Genomic DNA, 14,316 nt, shown 5'->3' on the forward strand with positions numbered 1-14,316 from the left:
AATGCAAAATGGCGTGATGAAGGCTTGGATGGAGTCTTCTCATTTGGCTGGCGCCAATGCAACTTACGTAGAAGACCTCTACGAACTGTACCTCAGTGACCCGGAGTTAGTTGATCAAGAATGGAGAGCGGTCTTTGACCAACTACCAGCGGTGAATGAAACCGCGGTAGAACAACCCCACTCTCGCGTTCGTGATTACTTTCGACGCTTAGCTACCGAGACAGCGCGTGCAAATGCCTCAGTCAATGACCCCGACGTAGACGCGAAACAAGTCAAAGTCCTTCAACTTATTAACGCATTTCGTTTCCGCGGCCATCAGCAGGCCAATCTTGACCCGCTGGGTTTATGGAAGCGTAATCAAGTACCCGATCTATCACCTGCTTTCCACTCGCTTAACGAGCAGGATTTCAACGAAAACTTCAATGTCGGCTCATTTGCAATTGGTAAAGACAATATGCAGCTGGGCGAGCTTTATGAAGCACTGCAGAAGACCTATTGTGGGTCTATCGGTGCTGAATATATGCATATTACTGACACGGAAGAGAAACGTTGGATCCAAAGCCGATTAGAGTCTGTGGTTGGGCAGCCGCAATTCAACGAACAAGAAAAGCTGACCTTCCTAGAAGAACTGACCGCGGCTGAAGGGCTAGAGCGCTATTTGGGCGCGAAATTCCCAGGCGCAAAGCGCTTCTCTCTCGAAGGTGGGGATGCACTGATCCCGATGCTTAAAGAGCTCATCCGCCACGCTGGTGGTAAAGGTGCTCGTGAAGTGGTGGTCGGTATGGCTCACCGCGGCCGCTTGAACGTGTTGGTGAATGTGCTGGGTAAAAAGCCGTCAGAACTTTTTGACGAGTTTGCGGGTAAACAGGACGAAACCTGGGGCACCGGTGATGTGAAATATCACCAAGGCTTCTCGTCTGATTTTGCCACGCCAGGCGGTGATGTGCATTTAGCGCTTGCCTTCAACCCATCTCACCTTGAGATCGTCAACCCTGTGGTTATGGGCTCAGTCCGAGCACGTCAAGATCGTCTTGAAGACGCCACCGGTTCGAGTGTCTTACCGATCACGATTCATGGTGATGCGGCGATTGCCGGCCAAGGGGTGGTGCAAGAGACCTTTAACATGTCTCAAGCGCGTGGTTTCCAAGTTGGTGGCACGGTACGTATCGTCATCAATAACCAGATCGGTTTTACCACCTCGAACCCAGCCGATTCTCGTTCTACGCAATACTGTACCGATATTGCCAAAATGGTGCAGGCGCCAATCTTCCACGTAAACGCGGATGATCCTGAAGCTGTTGCCTTTGTTTCTCGCTTAGCGCTTGATTTCCGTAACGAATTCCAGCGTGATGTGGTCATTGACTTGGTGTGTTATCGCCGTCACGGTCACAACGAAGCGGATGAGCCCAACGCGACACAGCCTATGATGTACCAAAAGATCAAGAAGCATCCGACACCGCGTAAGCTTTATGCGGACGTTCTTGATCAGCAGGGTGTTGCGAATCTTGAGAAAGCGACCGAGCTTATCAACGAGTATCGCGATGCGCTTGACCGCGGTGAATGTGTGGTCAAAGAATGGCGCCCGATGGCGTTGCACTCGGTTGATTGGACCCCTTACCTTGGGCACGATTGGACCGTAGAGTGGGCGAATAAGTTTGATGCTAAGCGTCTGAAAGAACTCGGCCATCGGATTTGCCAATTGCCAGAAAGCCACAAGCTTCATAGCCGTGTCGCCAAGCTTTATAACGATCGTAAAGCCATGGTGGAAGGTGAGAAAAAGCTAGATTGGGGTATGGCGGAAACCTTGGCGTATGCGACGCTGGTGGATGATGGTAAACGTATCCGTATTACCGGCCAAGACTCCGGGCGAGGTACCTTCTTCCACCGTCATGCGGTCTTACACAATCAAACCGACGGCAGTACCTATTTGCCACTGGCGAATATTCACGATAAACAAGGGCCATTCCAAGTGTTTGACTCTGTGTTGTCTGAAGAGGCGGTTCTCGCGTTCGAATATGGCTACGCGACGGCAGAGCCTGGTGGTCTCACCGTTTGGGAAGCACAGTTTGGTGATTTTGCCAACGGTGCGCAAGTGGTGATTGATCAGTTCATCAGCTCTGGGGAACAAAAATGGCGCCGTATGTGCGGATTAACCATGCTGTTGCCTCACGGCTATGAAGGACAAGGCCCAGAGCACTCATCGGCGCGTCTTGAACGCTATCTACAGCTGTGTGCCGAACAAAACATGCAAGTGGTCGTACCCTCAACGCCTGCACAGGTCTATCACATGCTGCGTCGCCAAGTGGTTCGTCCCATGCGTCGTCCGTTGATTGTAATGTCGCCTAAGTCGCTGTTGCGCCACCCGCTGTGTGTGTCGAGCCTTGAAGACTTATCTGATGGTGATTTCCTCCCCGCAATTGGCGAGATGGATGAGCTGGATGCGAACAAGGTTGAACGCGTCGTCATGTGCGCAGGCAAGGTGTATTACGACCTATTGGAAACGCGTCGCAAGTCGGAAATCGATAATGTGGCGATTATCCGTATTGAGCAGCTTTATCCGTTCCCATTGGATGCGGTGAAAGACGCTATCGCTCCTTACACTAATGCGAAGGACTTTGTGTGGTGCCAAGAAGAGCCTCAAAACCAAGGGGCTTGGTATAGCAGCCAACACAATTTCCGTGCGGCGATTCCAGATGATGCTACCTTAACCTACGCAGGACGAGAGGCATCAGCATCGCCAGCGGTAGGCTATATGTCCGTACACCAGAAACAACAAAAAGCGTTAGTCGAAGACGCTCTGACCCTCAAGTAAGAACTAGAACATTAAGGATAACTACGATATGACAATCGAAATTCTGGTTCCCGATTTACCCGAATCTGTGGCTGACGCAACGATTGCCACATGGCACAAACAGCCAGGTGACTCGGTAACCCGTGACGAAGTACTGGTTGATATTGAAACGGATAAAGTGGTACTGGAAGTGCCCGCGCCTGCTGATGGCGTGTTGGAGTCAATCATTGAAGATGAAGGGTCAACCGTGTTGGCGAAACAAGCCATCGCGAAGTTGAAAGAAGGCGCTGTGGCAGGAGAGCCGACCAAAGACGTGCCTGCTGAATCAGAAGCGTCACCGGATAAGCGCCATACAGCATCACTGGAAGAAGAATCTAATGATGCACTGAGCCCAGCCGTGCGTCGCTTACTGGCCGAGCATGATATCTCTCCTGATGCGGTGAAAGGCACAGGTGTGGGTGGGCGTATTACCCGAGAAGATGTTGATGCTTACCTGAAGAACAAGCCAAAAGGTGGCGAGCAAGACAAACCTGCACAAGACGTTCCTGCAGTGGCTGAGCGCGGTGAAAAACGTGTGCCAATGACACGTTTGCGTAAGCGTGTTGCTGAGCGCTTGTTAGAAGCGAAAAACAGTACCGCGATGTTGACCACGTTCAACGAAGTCAACATGAAGCCGATTATGGAACTGCGTAAGCAGTATCGTGATAGCTTCGAAAAACGCCATGATATTCGCCTTGGCTTTATGTCTTTCTATGTGAAGGCAGTGGTTGAAGCGCTCAAGCGTTACCCTGAAGTGAATGCGTCTATCGACGGTGATGATATCGTTTATCACAACTACTTCGATGTGAGCATGGCAGTATCAACACCACGCGGTTTGGTCACACCAGTGCTGCGTGATTGCGATAAGCTAGGCTTCGCAGATATCGAGAAAGGGATCCGTGATCTCGCGGTCAAAGGCCGAGACGGTAAGCTAACCGTTGATGAGCTAACTGGGGGTAACTTTACGATCACTAACGGTGGGGTATTTGGCTCGCTGATGTCGACGCCAATTATTAACCCACCTCAGGCAGCCATTCTTGGTATGCACAAAATTCAAGACCGCCCAATGGCGGTAGATGGCAAGGTAGAGATCCTACCAATGATGTACTTGGCGCTTTCCTACGATCACCGTCTGATTGACGGCCGTGAATCGGTTGGCTTCCTGGTTACCATCAAAGAGCTTCTTGAAGACCCAACACGTCTGCTATTGGACGTTTAACTGATTGGCCAGTACGTGATGTACTGGCTGTCAGCCGAGGGGACGGAGTCCCCTCATTTGGAAAGCACAAAGACACAATAATGGACATTAACACGGATAGAACATCATGAATCTGCACGAATATCAGTCAAAGCAGCTGTTCGCTGAATATGGTCTACCAGTTTCAGAGGGCTATGCTTGCGACACACCACAAGAAGCTGCCGAAGCAGCCGACAAAATTGGTGGCGACAAATGGGTCGTCAAATGTCAGGTCCACGCGGGCGGTCGCGGTAAAGCGGGCGGCGTAAAACTGGCTTCCTCTAAAGAACAAATTCGCGAGTTCGCACAACAATGGCTAGGTAAAAACCTCGTTACTTACCAAACAGATGCGAATGGCCAACCGGTTAGCAAAATTCTTGTTGAATCCTGCACTGATATCGCCAAAGAGCTATATCTCGGTGCGGTCGTTGACCGTGGCTCACGTCGCGTGGTTTTCATGGCGTCAACAGAAGGCGGTGTGGAAATTGAGAAAGTGGCGGAAGAGACGCCTGAATTAATACACAAAGCATCGATTGATCCTTTAGTTGGACCTCAGCCTTATCAAGGCCGTCAACTGGCATTTAAATTGGGTCTTGAAGGTGAGCAAATCAAACAGTTCACCAAGATCTTTATGGGGATTGCACAGCTGTTTCTTGATAAAGACGTCGCATTGGTTGAAGTGAACCCATTGGTGATTACGGATCAGGGTAACCTGCACTGCTTGGATGCAAAACTGTCGATTGATAGCAATGCGGTCTATCGCCAGCCACAGGTTCGCGCGATGCACGACCCAAGCCAAGAAGACGCCCGTGAGGCGCATGCGGCACAGTGGGAACTGAACTACGTTGCTCTCGATGGAAACATTGGCTGCATGGTCAATGGTGCAGGTCTTGCGATGGGCACCATGGATATTGTTAATCTGCACGGCGGTAGCCCTGCTAACTTCTTGGATGTCGGCGGTGGCGCGACGAAAGAGCGTGTGACTGAAGCATTCAAGATTATCCTGTCTGACAGCAATGTGAAGGCAGTATTGGTGAATATCTTCGGCGGCATCGTTCGCTGTGACTTGATTGCTGACGGCATCATTGGCGCAGTAGAAGAAGTGGGCGTGAAAGTGCCTGTTGTCGTTCGCCTAGAGGGCAATAATGCCGAAGTAGGTGCGAAGAAACTAGCCGATAGCGGCTTGAACATCATCGCGGCCACCTCACTCACAGAAGCCGCACAGAAAGTCGTTGCTGCAGCGGAGGGTAAATAACAATGTCAGTGCTGATTAATAAAGACACCAAAGTCATCTGTCAGGGCTTTACGGGTGGACAGGGTACCTTCCACTCTGAGCAGGCGATCGAATACGGTACGCAAATGGTTGGCGGGGTATCTCCTGGTAAAGGGGGAACCACCCATCTTGGTTTGCCGGTGTTTAACACAGTGGCAGAAGCCGTGGAATCAACGGGTGCAACGGCATCGGTGATCTACGTGCCAGCACCATTTTGTAAAGATGCGATCCTCGAAGCAGTTGATGCGGGTATTGATCTGATTGTGTGTATCACCGAAGGGATCCCAACGCTGGATATGCTGGAAGTGAAAGTGAAGCTTGATGAAGCTGGCGTTCGCATGATTGGTCCAAACTGTCCAGGCGTGATCACCCCGGGTGAATGTAAGATTGGCATCATGCCAGGTCATATCCATAAGCCGGGTAAGGTCGGTATCGTGTCACGCTCAGGTACCTTGACCTATGAAGCGGTGAAGCAGACTACGGACGAAGGCTTTGGCCAGTCAACCTGTGTGGGGATTGGTGGCGATCCTATTCCAGGTTCTAACTTTATCGACATCCTCGAAATGTTCGAAAAAGATCCAGCGACTGAAGCGATTGTCATGATTGGTGAAATCGGTGGTACCGCTGAAGAAGAAGCGGCGGCTTACATTAAAGAGCATGTCACCAAACCTGTTGTTTCTTACATTGCCGGTGTTACCGCACCTCCGGGTAAACGCATGGGCCATGCGGGTGCGATCATCTCTGGTGGTAAAGGAACCGCCGATGACAAATTTGCAGCACTTGAAGCTGCAGGCGTCACCACAGTGAAAAGTTTGGCAGAAATCGGTCAAGCATTGCGCGACAAAACTGGATGGTAAAAACGCCGTTGTAGCATGATGATAAGCCGCTCAGTTGAGCGGCTTTTTTGTATTGTCTGAGCACAAGGCTAACAGAATGGATGAGTCGCTAGCGGCGCCGAATAGGGATCAGTTGGCTCAGCATAAATACACCTGCGGCCGCAACCACGACCGATGGACCAGCCGGCGTATCGTAAAACCAAGAGCCCGCCATACCGAGAAAAACGGCGCCCATACCAATTAAACTCGCCAATGATGCCATTTGCTCGGGCGTGGCAGAGAGACGTCGCGCTGTCGCTGCGGGAATGATTAGCATCGACGTAATGATCAAGGCGCCAACAAATTTCATCGCCAGTGCAATCACAAGCCCGATAAGCAGCATGAGCAGCAGCCGTAAGCGTTCTACATCAATACCCTCAACTTGAGCCAGCTCTTCGCTGACGGTCATCGAGAGTAAAGGTTCCCAGTAATAGGCCAACACCGCAAATGTGAAGCAAGCACCAATCGCTAACCAGGTTAAATCGGTATAGGTTACGGCCAATAAGTCCCCAAACAGATACGCCATTAAATCCACGCGCACCGTATCAAGAAAGCTGACTGCAACGAGCCCTAACGATAAAGCACTGTGCGCCAAAATACCGAGCAGAGTATCAGTGGCGACCAAATGCTGGCGCTGTAAACCAACTAGCACAATAGCAAGTAACAGACAGGTTGCGATAAGCGCAAGATTAAGGTCAATTTGCAACAAAAAGCCGACGGCGAGCCCAAGCAACGACGCATGGGCGAGGGTATCACCAAAATAGGCCATTCGACGCCATACCACAAAAGAGCCCAGTGGACCTGCAATGGCGGCAATCAGCACTCCTCCTAGAATTGGTGCCATTAAAAACTCAATCATGCTGGTGTTCCTGATGTTGGCAGCCATTAACGGGCTGTCCAGATAAATCGTGATCGTGATTGTGATGGTGGTGATACAAAGCAAGCTGTTCGCTGGTTTGGCGACCGAACATCGCGACATAAGAGGGATGTTGAGAAATCGCATCAGGCGCCCCTGAGCAACACACATGGTGCTGCAAACAGATCACCTCATCGGTTTTCGCCATCACTAAATGCAGGTCGTGTGAGACCATCAAAACGGCGCAGCTGAGTGTGTCGCGCAGCGTCGCGATAAGGCTATACATTTCAAGCTGGCCACTGACATCCACACCTTGCACGGGTTCATCCAGTACCAAAAGATCGGGGGATTTAAGGATCGCACGGGCAAGCAATACCCGCTGGGTTTCCCCGCCGGACAAGGTATGCATGTTAGAAAATTGCAGTGCGGCCGCATTGACGGTGCTTAGCGCTTGCGTAATTTGCGCGTTGGTGTAGCGCGTCCCTAAGCGGATAAATCGGTCGACCGTCAAGGGTAGTGTTTGGTTAAGCTGAAGCTTTTGTGGCACATAACCGATCTTTAATCCTTTTTTAAGCCTCACAGCGCCTTGGCTGGGTTTAACCAAGCCAATCAGTGTTTTTACAAGGGTGGATTTTCCCGCGCCATTAGGGCCAATCAATGTGGTGATATTGCCGCGTTTTAAGTCTAGCGACACATTATCCAGAACCTGGCGGCCGTTATAGGTCACCGTCACCGCATCGAGGGTGACTAGCGAGTCAGTCATAGTGAAAAAAGCATTGTGAATTGGAATTGTTATATTATAACATTTCGCATCGCTGATGAAACTGATTAATTGGGGTAAACCATGGGTGTGCGTGTTATTGGACTATTTTTTGCGCTGTTACTGGCCTTGCCAGCGCAGGCTGTCACTGTGATGACCACGATTAAGCCGGTGCAGCTGATTGCAAAAGGGTTAGTCGCAGATGACGATACGGTAGAGGTGTTACTCCCGCCTGGTGCATCACCACACGGTTATGCGCTAAAACCCTCTGATATTCGCAATTTGAAAGCGGCTGATTTGACAGTTTGGGTGGGACCGGAGCTTGAATTATTCTTGAGTAAACTTTTGCAAGAGCAGCCCAATGTATTAACCCTCACTCAAGTAGAGGGGATCCCGCTTCGTCATTATGACGGGGAAGCAGAAACCCACCATCATGGCCACGACCATGACCACCATGGTATCGACCCTCATATTTGGCTGGGTCCCGAGTCGGCACGTGTCGCAGCGCGGGCGATTACTCAAGCCTTGATAACAACTGCGCCCGAAAAGGCTGACCAATACCGCGCTAAATTAGCCATTTTTAACGCCCAGCTGGATGAGACAGTAACCGATATTCATGCGGCATTGGCACAACGCCAGCAAAGTGGATATTTCGTATTTCATGATGCGTACGGTTACTTTGAACAAGCATTTGGTTTGAAGAAAACGGGCCACTTTACCGTCGATCCCAGCCAAAAACCGGGCGCAAAGACCTTAGTAACTATCCGGAGAGGATTGCTAAATCATGACGCGACCTGTATCTTCACCGAGCCGCAGTTTAATCCCTCACTGGTCGATGCTGTGACCCGAAACGATGACGTTACTGTGATTGCTTTGGATCCGTTGGCAACTGCTATTCGAGTTGCGCCTGATGGTTATCAGGTTTTTTTGAAAGATATGGGAAACCGCTTCGCACGTTGTTTAAAGCATGAAACTACTCACTAACTGGTTAGCCGCGACCGCTCGGCTACCTCGCCAGCACAAGCTGGCGCTCGCCTCATTATCGTTACTCGTTGCTGCCGCACTCATGTGGCAGCCACATCCTTTTACACATCACGATGAACGTCGCTCATTACCGCTAATCGATGAGCAACAGGCATCGATGCCGCTAGAAAACAGTGAGCCGATTGAAGTTGGTCTAGACGCTGATGATCCCGCACTGACAGTGCCTGAAGATGCTCTCGAGCAAGATATCACTTCAGAAGCGGCCCGCATTCACACCCACACGGTTGCCTCTGGTGATACCTTGGGTGCGATTTTTTCACAGTATGGTCTACCGCTCCGTCAGATGTACCAGATCCTCGATGTGAATCAGAAAGCAGGCGATCTTCGGCTTGGACAAAAAATTGATTGGCAAATTGATGATGAGGGACAGCTTTCGTCACTCACTGTCTATCAATCGATTAAATATCGGGATCAATATGTCTTCGGTGCGGATGGGGTGAGCTACGAGCAACTTGAAACGACCGGAGTCTACGAGCAAGTCACTCTGTCGGGCCGCGTCACAAGTAGTTTTTACCAGCAAGCGCGACAAGCAGGGTTGACGCCTAACCAAATTCAGAACTTAGTCTCAGCCCTGCAATGGCGCTTTGACTTTGGTGCTGAGTCTCATCGTGGGGATCGCTTTTCAGTATTGGTCAACAAAGAGTTTATCGATAATAAAGCGGTATCGTCTGGCGAAGTGATGGCGATGCTTTATCAAGCGGGCGATCGAGATATCTTTGTCTACCGTCACACCGATGGTCGCTTCTATGATGAGCAGGGCCATAGTTAGGCAACTATGTCGTGATCAAACATGGTCGCGAATACTCGACTCGCTATTTGCACCTTCACCGTATTTTAGTGAAGCCGGGTGATCACGTCTCTATGGGGCAAAAAATCGCATTGAGTGGTAACACTGGACGCTCGACCGGCCCTCATTTGCATTTTGAGCTGATTAAATATGGCCATCCAGTGAATGCCATGAAGGTGCCTTTACCTGAAGCGCATCCGGTGCCGCGTAGCGAGCAAGACGACTTCAAGCGTCAAGCAAGACGCGCTCATCAGCAGCTGTCTCAAGTTCTTAACAGCTAATAAATCTCAAGAATGTGAGGCCTAGCTCACATTGAGGGTCGCAGGGTTCCATTTTGTATGGTTACACAGGATGATACCCGTCTTAATTTTGCGACCCTTATTCCTCTCTTAGTTGCATGAAACGCCTATTGCTCTGCCTGATTTGGGTAATTAGCACTTTTTTCTGTCTGCCTTTGCAGGCACATCATGGGTTGGAAACCTCGTTCCAAGCCTATCCGGGCTTGCAGGCGGTCGCGAACGTGCGTGACATCGCCTACCAGCCGGGCGGTGGCGTCTGGTTGCTTAATCATCAAGGAGAGGTCGTTTTTTTTGACGGTCACCAAACCCATCCACTCAGTGATGTGCTCAGTCTGCCCGAAGAAAAAGTAACGGCGATTGCCTTTGCGCATGATGCCCTTTGGATGGCAGGGCAGAACTTTATTTATCGCTACCAATCGGGACAGCATATTGTCACACGTTATCGCCTGCCACAGACAGTGTTGGCTCGCCAATCGGATGCACAGTCACGACTTGCAAATATAAACGGTGAACTTTGGCATATTAGTGACGGTCAACTCAGCCGCTATGTGGTGGAAGATAACAGCTTTTCAATTTGGCGCGCAGGACAATGGCGAGCAGAGCTGACTTGGATGACGAACGAGCATCGCTTGATTGCCATCGGCCAAGCGCTCTACCAAGTCAGTGAGCAAGGCATTCACCAGATACGCCGCTTCAACTCTCCGATAACTGCGATCACAGGGCAAGACTCGCGGGCTTGGGTGAGCACCCACAATGCGGTGTATTTACTTGCTCTCGATGAAGACTCAGTGACGGGGCAGCATATACTGACGCAGCAGGGTGGGTTTCATTATCTTGCCTCAGGGGCGGGAGGCGTTTGGGCTGCTAATGAGCAAGGGCTTTTTCTCCTGTCACTCGATGGGAGTGCATCACCGGTATGGACGCCGGGTCAGAGTACAATAGATGGCACACGGGTGACCTTTTTACGCGCCGATGCCGAAGGGGGAATTTGGTTTTCCACCGACCAGTCATTACGTTATCGCGCAGCCGGACAGCGCTGGATTGCGCATCAGCATGGTCCATTTCCACAAGCGATCACCCAAGGCTTTTCAAAGGCCAGTGACCCTTGGCTGCTAAGAGGTCGTCATTGGCGTGATTTGAATGGTCGTTGGTTGGCGCGTATGCCAGATCAAAACGGCGATAAGATCAAGAGTGCTGCACGACAAGCGACACAGTTGTGGTGGTCGACAGAAAATGGTGTGGCTGGCTTAGACACCCGAACCGGTTCGCGTTTAACGCTCCCAGAACCTGTTGCCAACTTCGCTGCTGAGCACTTGTATACCGATGCGGCAGGGACGCTTTGGTTGGCAAAAGGGCCTCAGCTAATCCGTTACTGGCCGGCTTCAGAAACGGTTGTTGACTACGGAACCGGATGGCAAGTGGACGAGGGTGACGTTGAAGGGTTTTATGATGATGGCCGCGGTAGCGTTTGGATCCGTCAGCAGCAAGGTTTGACACGTTATCGAGATGGGCAGTTTCAAGCGATTCGGTTACCTGTCTCTCTCTTGCCGTTGTCTGATTTGTATAGCGATGAACGGGGCCGCCTTTGGCTCGCCAGTGCGCAAGGCATTTATCAGTATGACCATACCACACCGGATACGGTGTCGGCGGCCTATCTGTCGTTAAACAATGAGCAGTTTCATTGTATTACCGGTAATAAGGACGGTGTTTGGGCGTACAGCAATCAAGCTATCGTCCATATAGCACCAAGAGGCGTTGTGCGCACATTCCGACTACCTACGCCAATGGGACAGGTGGTGTGTCGCGTATCCAATCCGCATCAGTTGACCATTTTTTCCGGCGCTGAGCGTTTTGTGATTAATACTGATCAACTTGCGTTCTCACTACGAAAACCGCCGAAGGTTGTGATTGGCGCTGTGTGGCAACAGGACAGACGTTGGCGTATTGCACCGCGCCAGCAAACGGCAATGACATTGCTAGAAAACAATCCGACTCAGCTTGAATGGGGAAGTTGGCCACCCGAGCGGCAGGTCAGTCGTGTCCACTATCAGCTGATCGCGAAGCGCCATCCGGGAAACCCAATGGCTGGCCAGCTTGCCGCATGGCAACAAACCAGTAGCGATACCATTACGCTGGCGAATATGGCAGGGGGAGAGTATCAGCTGCGCATTGCCATTCCTCGCGATGGTGCGTCGCATACGGTGTTGAATCTTGATATTTCTCTTCCCATGTTGCCACACATGATGAGTGGGGCCATCCTTGCTGTCTTTGTGAGTATTGTGTTGTTAGCGGTTGGATTAGCGTTTAAACAGCGCTATCAGGCCCGACAACAAAGCAAGCGTCTTCAACAACATCGCACAACACAGCCAGTTTTTGGTCCCATCGCGGCTCAACCTGACGCTGTTGTCGTCGAGATGAAGGGGCATCACGCTAAACGCCGCGCTCAGTGTCAACAGCTGCGTTCCGCATGGATATCGCGTTTTATGCAAGCGGTGGAAAACGGCTTTACCAATCCTGACTTTTCTACCCATGAGCTGGCTGCCGCGTTAGCGATGTCGGAACGGAACTTACAACGCAAATGTCGCCAGTATTTTCATATCACGGTCACCAGCTATATCACCCAAAAGCGATTGACCTATGCGAGCGGGTTGTTAAAACAAGGGATGAGTATTACTGAGACCGCCGAAGCGTGCGGATATCGTGACCCGGCGTATTTCAGTCAGCGATTTAAAGGATACTTTGGTGTGAGCCCCTCACAGTATCGTGATCGCATCCTCCCTCAAGTACTCACTAGCCCAACCGATTAAATCTGCTACGCCAACAAGGTATATACATGCCTGTGCCTGTCTGGCAGTGACCTGTATTGGAATTTATACCTAAAGGAAAAAGGAACGTGGTATGACCGGGGAGACCATACCACGGGTGTCAACGACACCTTCGCTTGCTGCCGGGGGCGGAGCGGACACTCCACCCGGTTGAAAAGGTTATGAAAGAGTCACTAATGTAGCCTGTGTGGTTCAGGAAGGGTTAGGAGAATTCCGCCATCTTTCGTTAAAAGCGCAATGCTTTTTAAATAACTGAAATTCATGGTTTTTATCGCTATGTTTTTCTATTTTGACGAAAATAACGAAGCGTTTTATGCCGGATTGACATGCAATCCATCTGGCATCAGCGTGGTTCGTAGGGTTTGAATCAAGGCTGTTTGTTTATCGTCAGCGCGAGGGCCCACATTAAGATGTCCCCAGATAGGGTTCGGCCACACACTATCGGTTTGGTAGCGTGCGACATGATGGACATGAAGTTGTGGAACGAGGTTGCCGATCGCCGCGATGTTGAGCTTATCGGGGTGGAAACCGTGTTCCAAACATTGCGAGACGGCAGCAGACTCTCGCCATAGCTGTTGCTGATCCTCATAACTGAGGTGATGCACTTCGTGGATATTGTTTTTACGTGGGATCAGGATTAGCCAAGGGCCAAAATCTGCATGGGCAAGACGTAATTGGCATAAATCAAAGTCGCCCACGTAGGCACTATCTGCGGCGAGGCGATCATGAAGAGAAAAAGACATGGTGGCTCCTTAATGAAATGTATTGCTCTAGCTTACATCACAACTTACTGATGGGTCACAAAGTACCGATGAGATTGTTTGATTTGAACCGGGGACAACCAAAACCAAGTACGCTTGAATAGAGAAGAATATTGAATGGCTTGATCGTGATAACGATTAAGGCTGCGGGTAGGAGGCAAGATGCACTATCAAGAAGTCCTTTCGTTTTGGTTTGGTCAAAGCGCTGAGCAAGCGCCAGCGCCAGAGTGCAATGCGTTGTGGTTTGGTGGCAATCCAGAAACTGATGAACAGATTCGAGCAATATTTCAAACATGGGTTAGCGCAGCGGGAGCGGGAGAATTAAATGCGTGGGCGCAGACCCCACAAGGCCGCCTTGCATTGATTATCTTGCTGGACCAATTCCCACGCAATTTATACCGAGGGTTAGCGGCGGCGTATCGTTATGATGCATTAGCATTAGCCATTTGTAAGTCGGGGTTAGCGAAAGGGGATGATCAGGCGCTGACGCCTTTACAGCGTGTTTTCTTTTACATGCCGCTCGAGCACGCAGAGGGTGAAGACGATCAGCAAGAGGCTCTTTTTCGCTTTAATCAACTTCGACAAGCGGTTGAACCAGAGAATCAAGCTTGGTTTGAACAATGCTACGATTACGCGCGTCAGCATTATGACATCATCGAGGCCTTTGGCCGTTTTCCACATCGCAATGCCGTTATGGGACGCTTATCCACCCCAGAGGAGCGGCTTTGGCTAAGCGAAACCGAACAGCGTTTCGGGCAAGGCTAACCAT

Annotated in this window: 12 protein-coding genes; 9 read left to right on the forward strand and 3 right to left on the reverse strand. The window is 50.6% G+C overall.

All coding sequences use genetic code 11. The features are described from left to right. Window position 1 precedes the first annotated feature (1 nt). From sucA to sucD, 4 genes are all read left to right on the forward strand, one after another. The gene (gene sucA, locus BZJ17_RS11485) at window positions 2–2,812 is read left to right on the forward strand and encodes a 2-oxoglutarate dehydrogenase E1 component (protein ID WP_077640806.1); all 2,811 of its coding nucleotides are present in this window, start codon (window positions 2–4) and stop codon (window positions 2,810–2,812) included. Between the two features lie 28 nt (window positions 2,813–2,840). Then, complete coding sequence (odhB, locus tag BZJ17_RS11490; protein ID WP_077640807.1) at window positions 2,841–4,049, forward strand: 2-oxoglutarate dehydrogenase complex dihydrolipoyllysine-residue succinyltransferase; 1,209 nt, start codon at window positions 2,841–2,843, stop codon at window positions 4,047–4,049. 106 nt (window positions 4,050–4,155) lie between these two features. Next, the gene (sucC, locus tag BZJ17_RS11495; RefSeq protein ID WP_069588378.1) at window positions 4,156–5,322 is read left to right on the forward strand and encodes an ADP-forming succinate--CoA ligase subunit beta; all 1,167 of its coding nucleotides are present in this window, start codon (window positions 4,156–4,158) and stop codon (window positions 5,320–5,322) included. Between the two features lie 2 nt (window positions 5,323–5,324). Continuing rightward, window positions 5,325–6,197, forward strand: coding sequence for a succinate--CoA ligase subunit alpha (sucD, locus tag BZJ17_RS11500; protein ID WP_077640808.1), 873 nt, complete (start codon window positions 5,325–5,327; stop codon window positions 6,195–6,197). An 88-nt stretch (window positions 6,198–6,285) separates the two neighbouring features. Here sucD and znuB read toward each other — a convergent pair whose 3' ends face one another. Then, window positions 6,286–7,074 (reverse strand): zinc ABC transporter permease subunit ZnuB, encoded by a 789-nt coding sequence (gene znuB / locus BZJ17_RS11505; RefSeq protein ID WP_077640809.1) that lies wholly within the window; start codon window positions 7,072–7,074, stop codon window positions 6,286–6,288. Next, the gene (gene znuC, locus BZJ17_RS11510) at window positions 7,067–7,834 is read right to left on the reverse strand and encodes a zinc ABC transporter ATP-binding protein ZnuC (RefSeq protein ID WP_077640810.1); all 768 of its coding nucleotides are present in this window, start codon (window positions 7,832–7,834) and stop codon (window positions 7,067–7,069) included. The genes znuB and znuC overlap by 8 nt, the downstream gene beginning before the upstream one ends. Before the next feature lie 81 nt (window positions 7,835–7,915). Between znuC and znuA the strand changes: the two genes are divergently transcribed. The 4 genes from znuA (at window position 7,916) to BZJ17_RS11525 (ending at window position 12,768) form a co-directional block, all read left to right on the forward strand. After that, window positions 7,916–8,815, forward strand: a complete 900-nt coding sequence (gene znuA, locus BZJ17_RS11515; protein ID WP_077455207.1) for a zinc ABC transporter substrate-binding protein ZnuA — start codon at window positions 7,916–7,918, stop codon at window positions 8,813–8,815. Further along, complete coding sequence (locus tag BZJ17_RS11520) at window positions 8,799–9,644, forward strand: LysM-like peptidoglycan-binding domain-containing protein (RefSeq protein ID WP_347230980.1); 846 nt, start codon at window positions 8,799–8,801, stop codon at window positions 9,642–9,644. The genes znuA and BZJ17_RS11520 overlap by 17 nt, the downstream gene beginning before the upstream one ends. An 11-nt stretch (window positions 9,645–9,655) precedes the next feature. Beyond that, entirely contained in the window at window positions 9,656–9,943 is a 288-nt protein-coding gene (locus BZJ17_RS17675) for a peptidoglycan DD-metalloendopeptidase family protein (RefSeq protein WP_347230981.1), read from the forward strand. Between the two features lie 116 nt (window positions 9,944–10,059). Then, window positions 10,060–12,768: an AraC family transcriptional regulator gene (locus tag BZJ17_RS11525; protein ID WP_077640811.1), complete on the forward strand. Its 2,709-nt coding sequence runs from the start codon at window positions 10,060–10,062 to the stop codon at window positions 12,766–12,768. A gap of 329 nt (window positions 12,769–13,097) precedes the next feature. On the opposite strand, the gene BZJ17_RS11530 is transcribed toward BZJ17_RS11525, so the two are convergent. Next, window positions 13,098–13,529 carry an HIT domain-containing protein gene (locus tag BZJ17_RS11530; RefSeq protein WP_077640812.1) on the reverse strand — a complete coding sequence of 144 codons (432 nt, stop codon included), beginning with the start codon at window positions 13,527–13,529 and terminating at the stop codon, window positions 13,098–13,100. Between the two features lie 180 nt (window positions 13,530–13,709). Here BZJ17_RS11530 and BZJ17_RS11535 point away from each other — a divergent pair, with 180 nt between their 5' ends. Continuing rightward, complete coding sequence (locus BZJ17_RS11535) at window positions 13,710–14,312, forward strand: DUF924 family protein (protein ID WP_077640813.1); 603 nt, start codon at window positions 13,710–13,712, stop codon at window positions 14,310–14,312. Window positions 14,313–14,316: the final 4 nt, after the last annotated feature.

Origin of the sequence: Salinivibrio sp. IB574 (assembly GCF_001996205.1) — a bacterium.
GTDB classification, from domain to species: domain Bacteria; phylum Pseudomonadota; class Gammaproteobacteria; order Enterobacterales; family Vibrionaceae; genus Salinivibrio; species Salinivibrio proteolyticus.

What these genes read in the sequence shown, in the direction of transcription:
- sucD (WP_077640808.1), top strand. Translation starts at nt 5,325, where the DNA reads ATGTCAGTGCTGATTAATAAAGACACCAAAGTCATCTGTCAGGGCTTT.
- BZJ17_RS11525 (WP_077640811.1), top strand. Translation starts at nt 10,060, where the DNA reads ATGAAACGCCTATTGCTCTGCCTGATTTGGGTAATTAGCACTTTTTTC.
- znuC (WP_077640810.1), bottom strand. Translation starts at nt 7,834, where the DNA reads ATGACTGACTCGCTAGTCACCCTCGATGCGGTGACGGTGACCTATAAC.
- BZJ17_RS11520 (WP_347230980.1), top strand. Translation starts at nt 8,799, where the DNA reads ATGAAACTACTCACTAACTGGTTAGCCGCGACCGCTCGGCTACCTCGC.
- znuB (WP_077640809.1), bottom strand. Translation starts at nt 7,074, where the DNA reads ATGATTGAGTTTTTAATGGCACCAATTCTAGGAGGAGTGCTGATTGCC.
- sucC (WP_069588378.1), top strand. Translation starts at nt 4,156, where the DNA reads ATGAATCTGCACGAATATCAGTCAAAGCAGCTGTTCGCTGAATATGGT.
- BZJ17_RS11530 (WP_077640812.1), bottom strand. Translation starts at nt 13,529, where the DNA reads ATGTCTTTTTCTCTTCATGATCGCCTCGCCGCAGATAGTGCCTACGTG.
- BZJ17_RS11535 (WP_077640813.1), top strand. Translation starts at nt 13,710, where the DNA reads ATGCACTATCAAGAAGTCCTTTCGTTTTGGTTTGGTCAAAGCGCTGAG.
- odhB (WP_077640807.1), top strand. Translation starts at nt 2,841, where the DNA reads ATGACAATCGAAATTCTGGTTCCCGATTTACCCGAATCTGTGGCTGAC.
- znuA (WP_077455207.1), top strand. Translation starts at nt 7,916, where the DNA reads ATGGGTGTGCGTGTTATTGGACTATTTTTTGCGCTGTTACTGGCCTTG.
- sucA (WP_077640806.1), top strand. Translation starts at nt 2, where the DNA reads ATGCAAAATGGCGTGATGAAGGCTTGGATGGAGTCTTCTCATTTGGCT.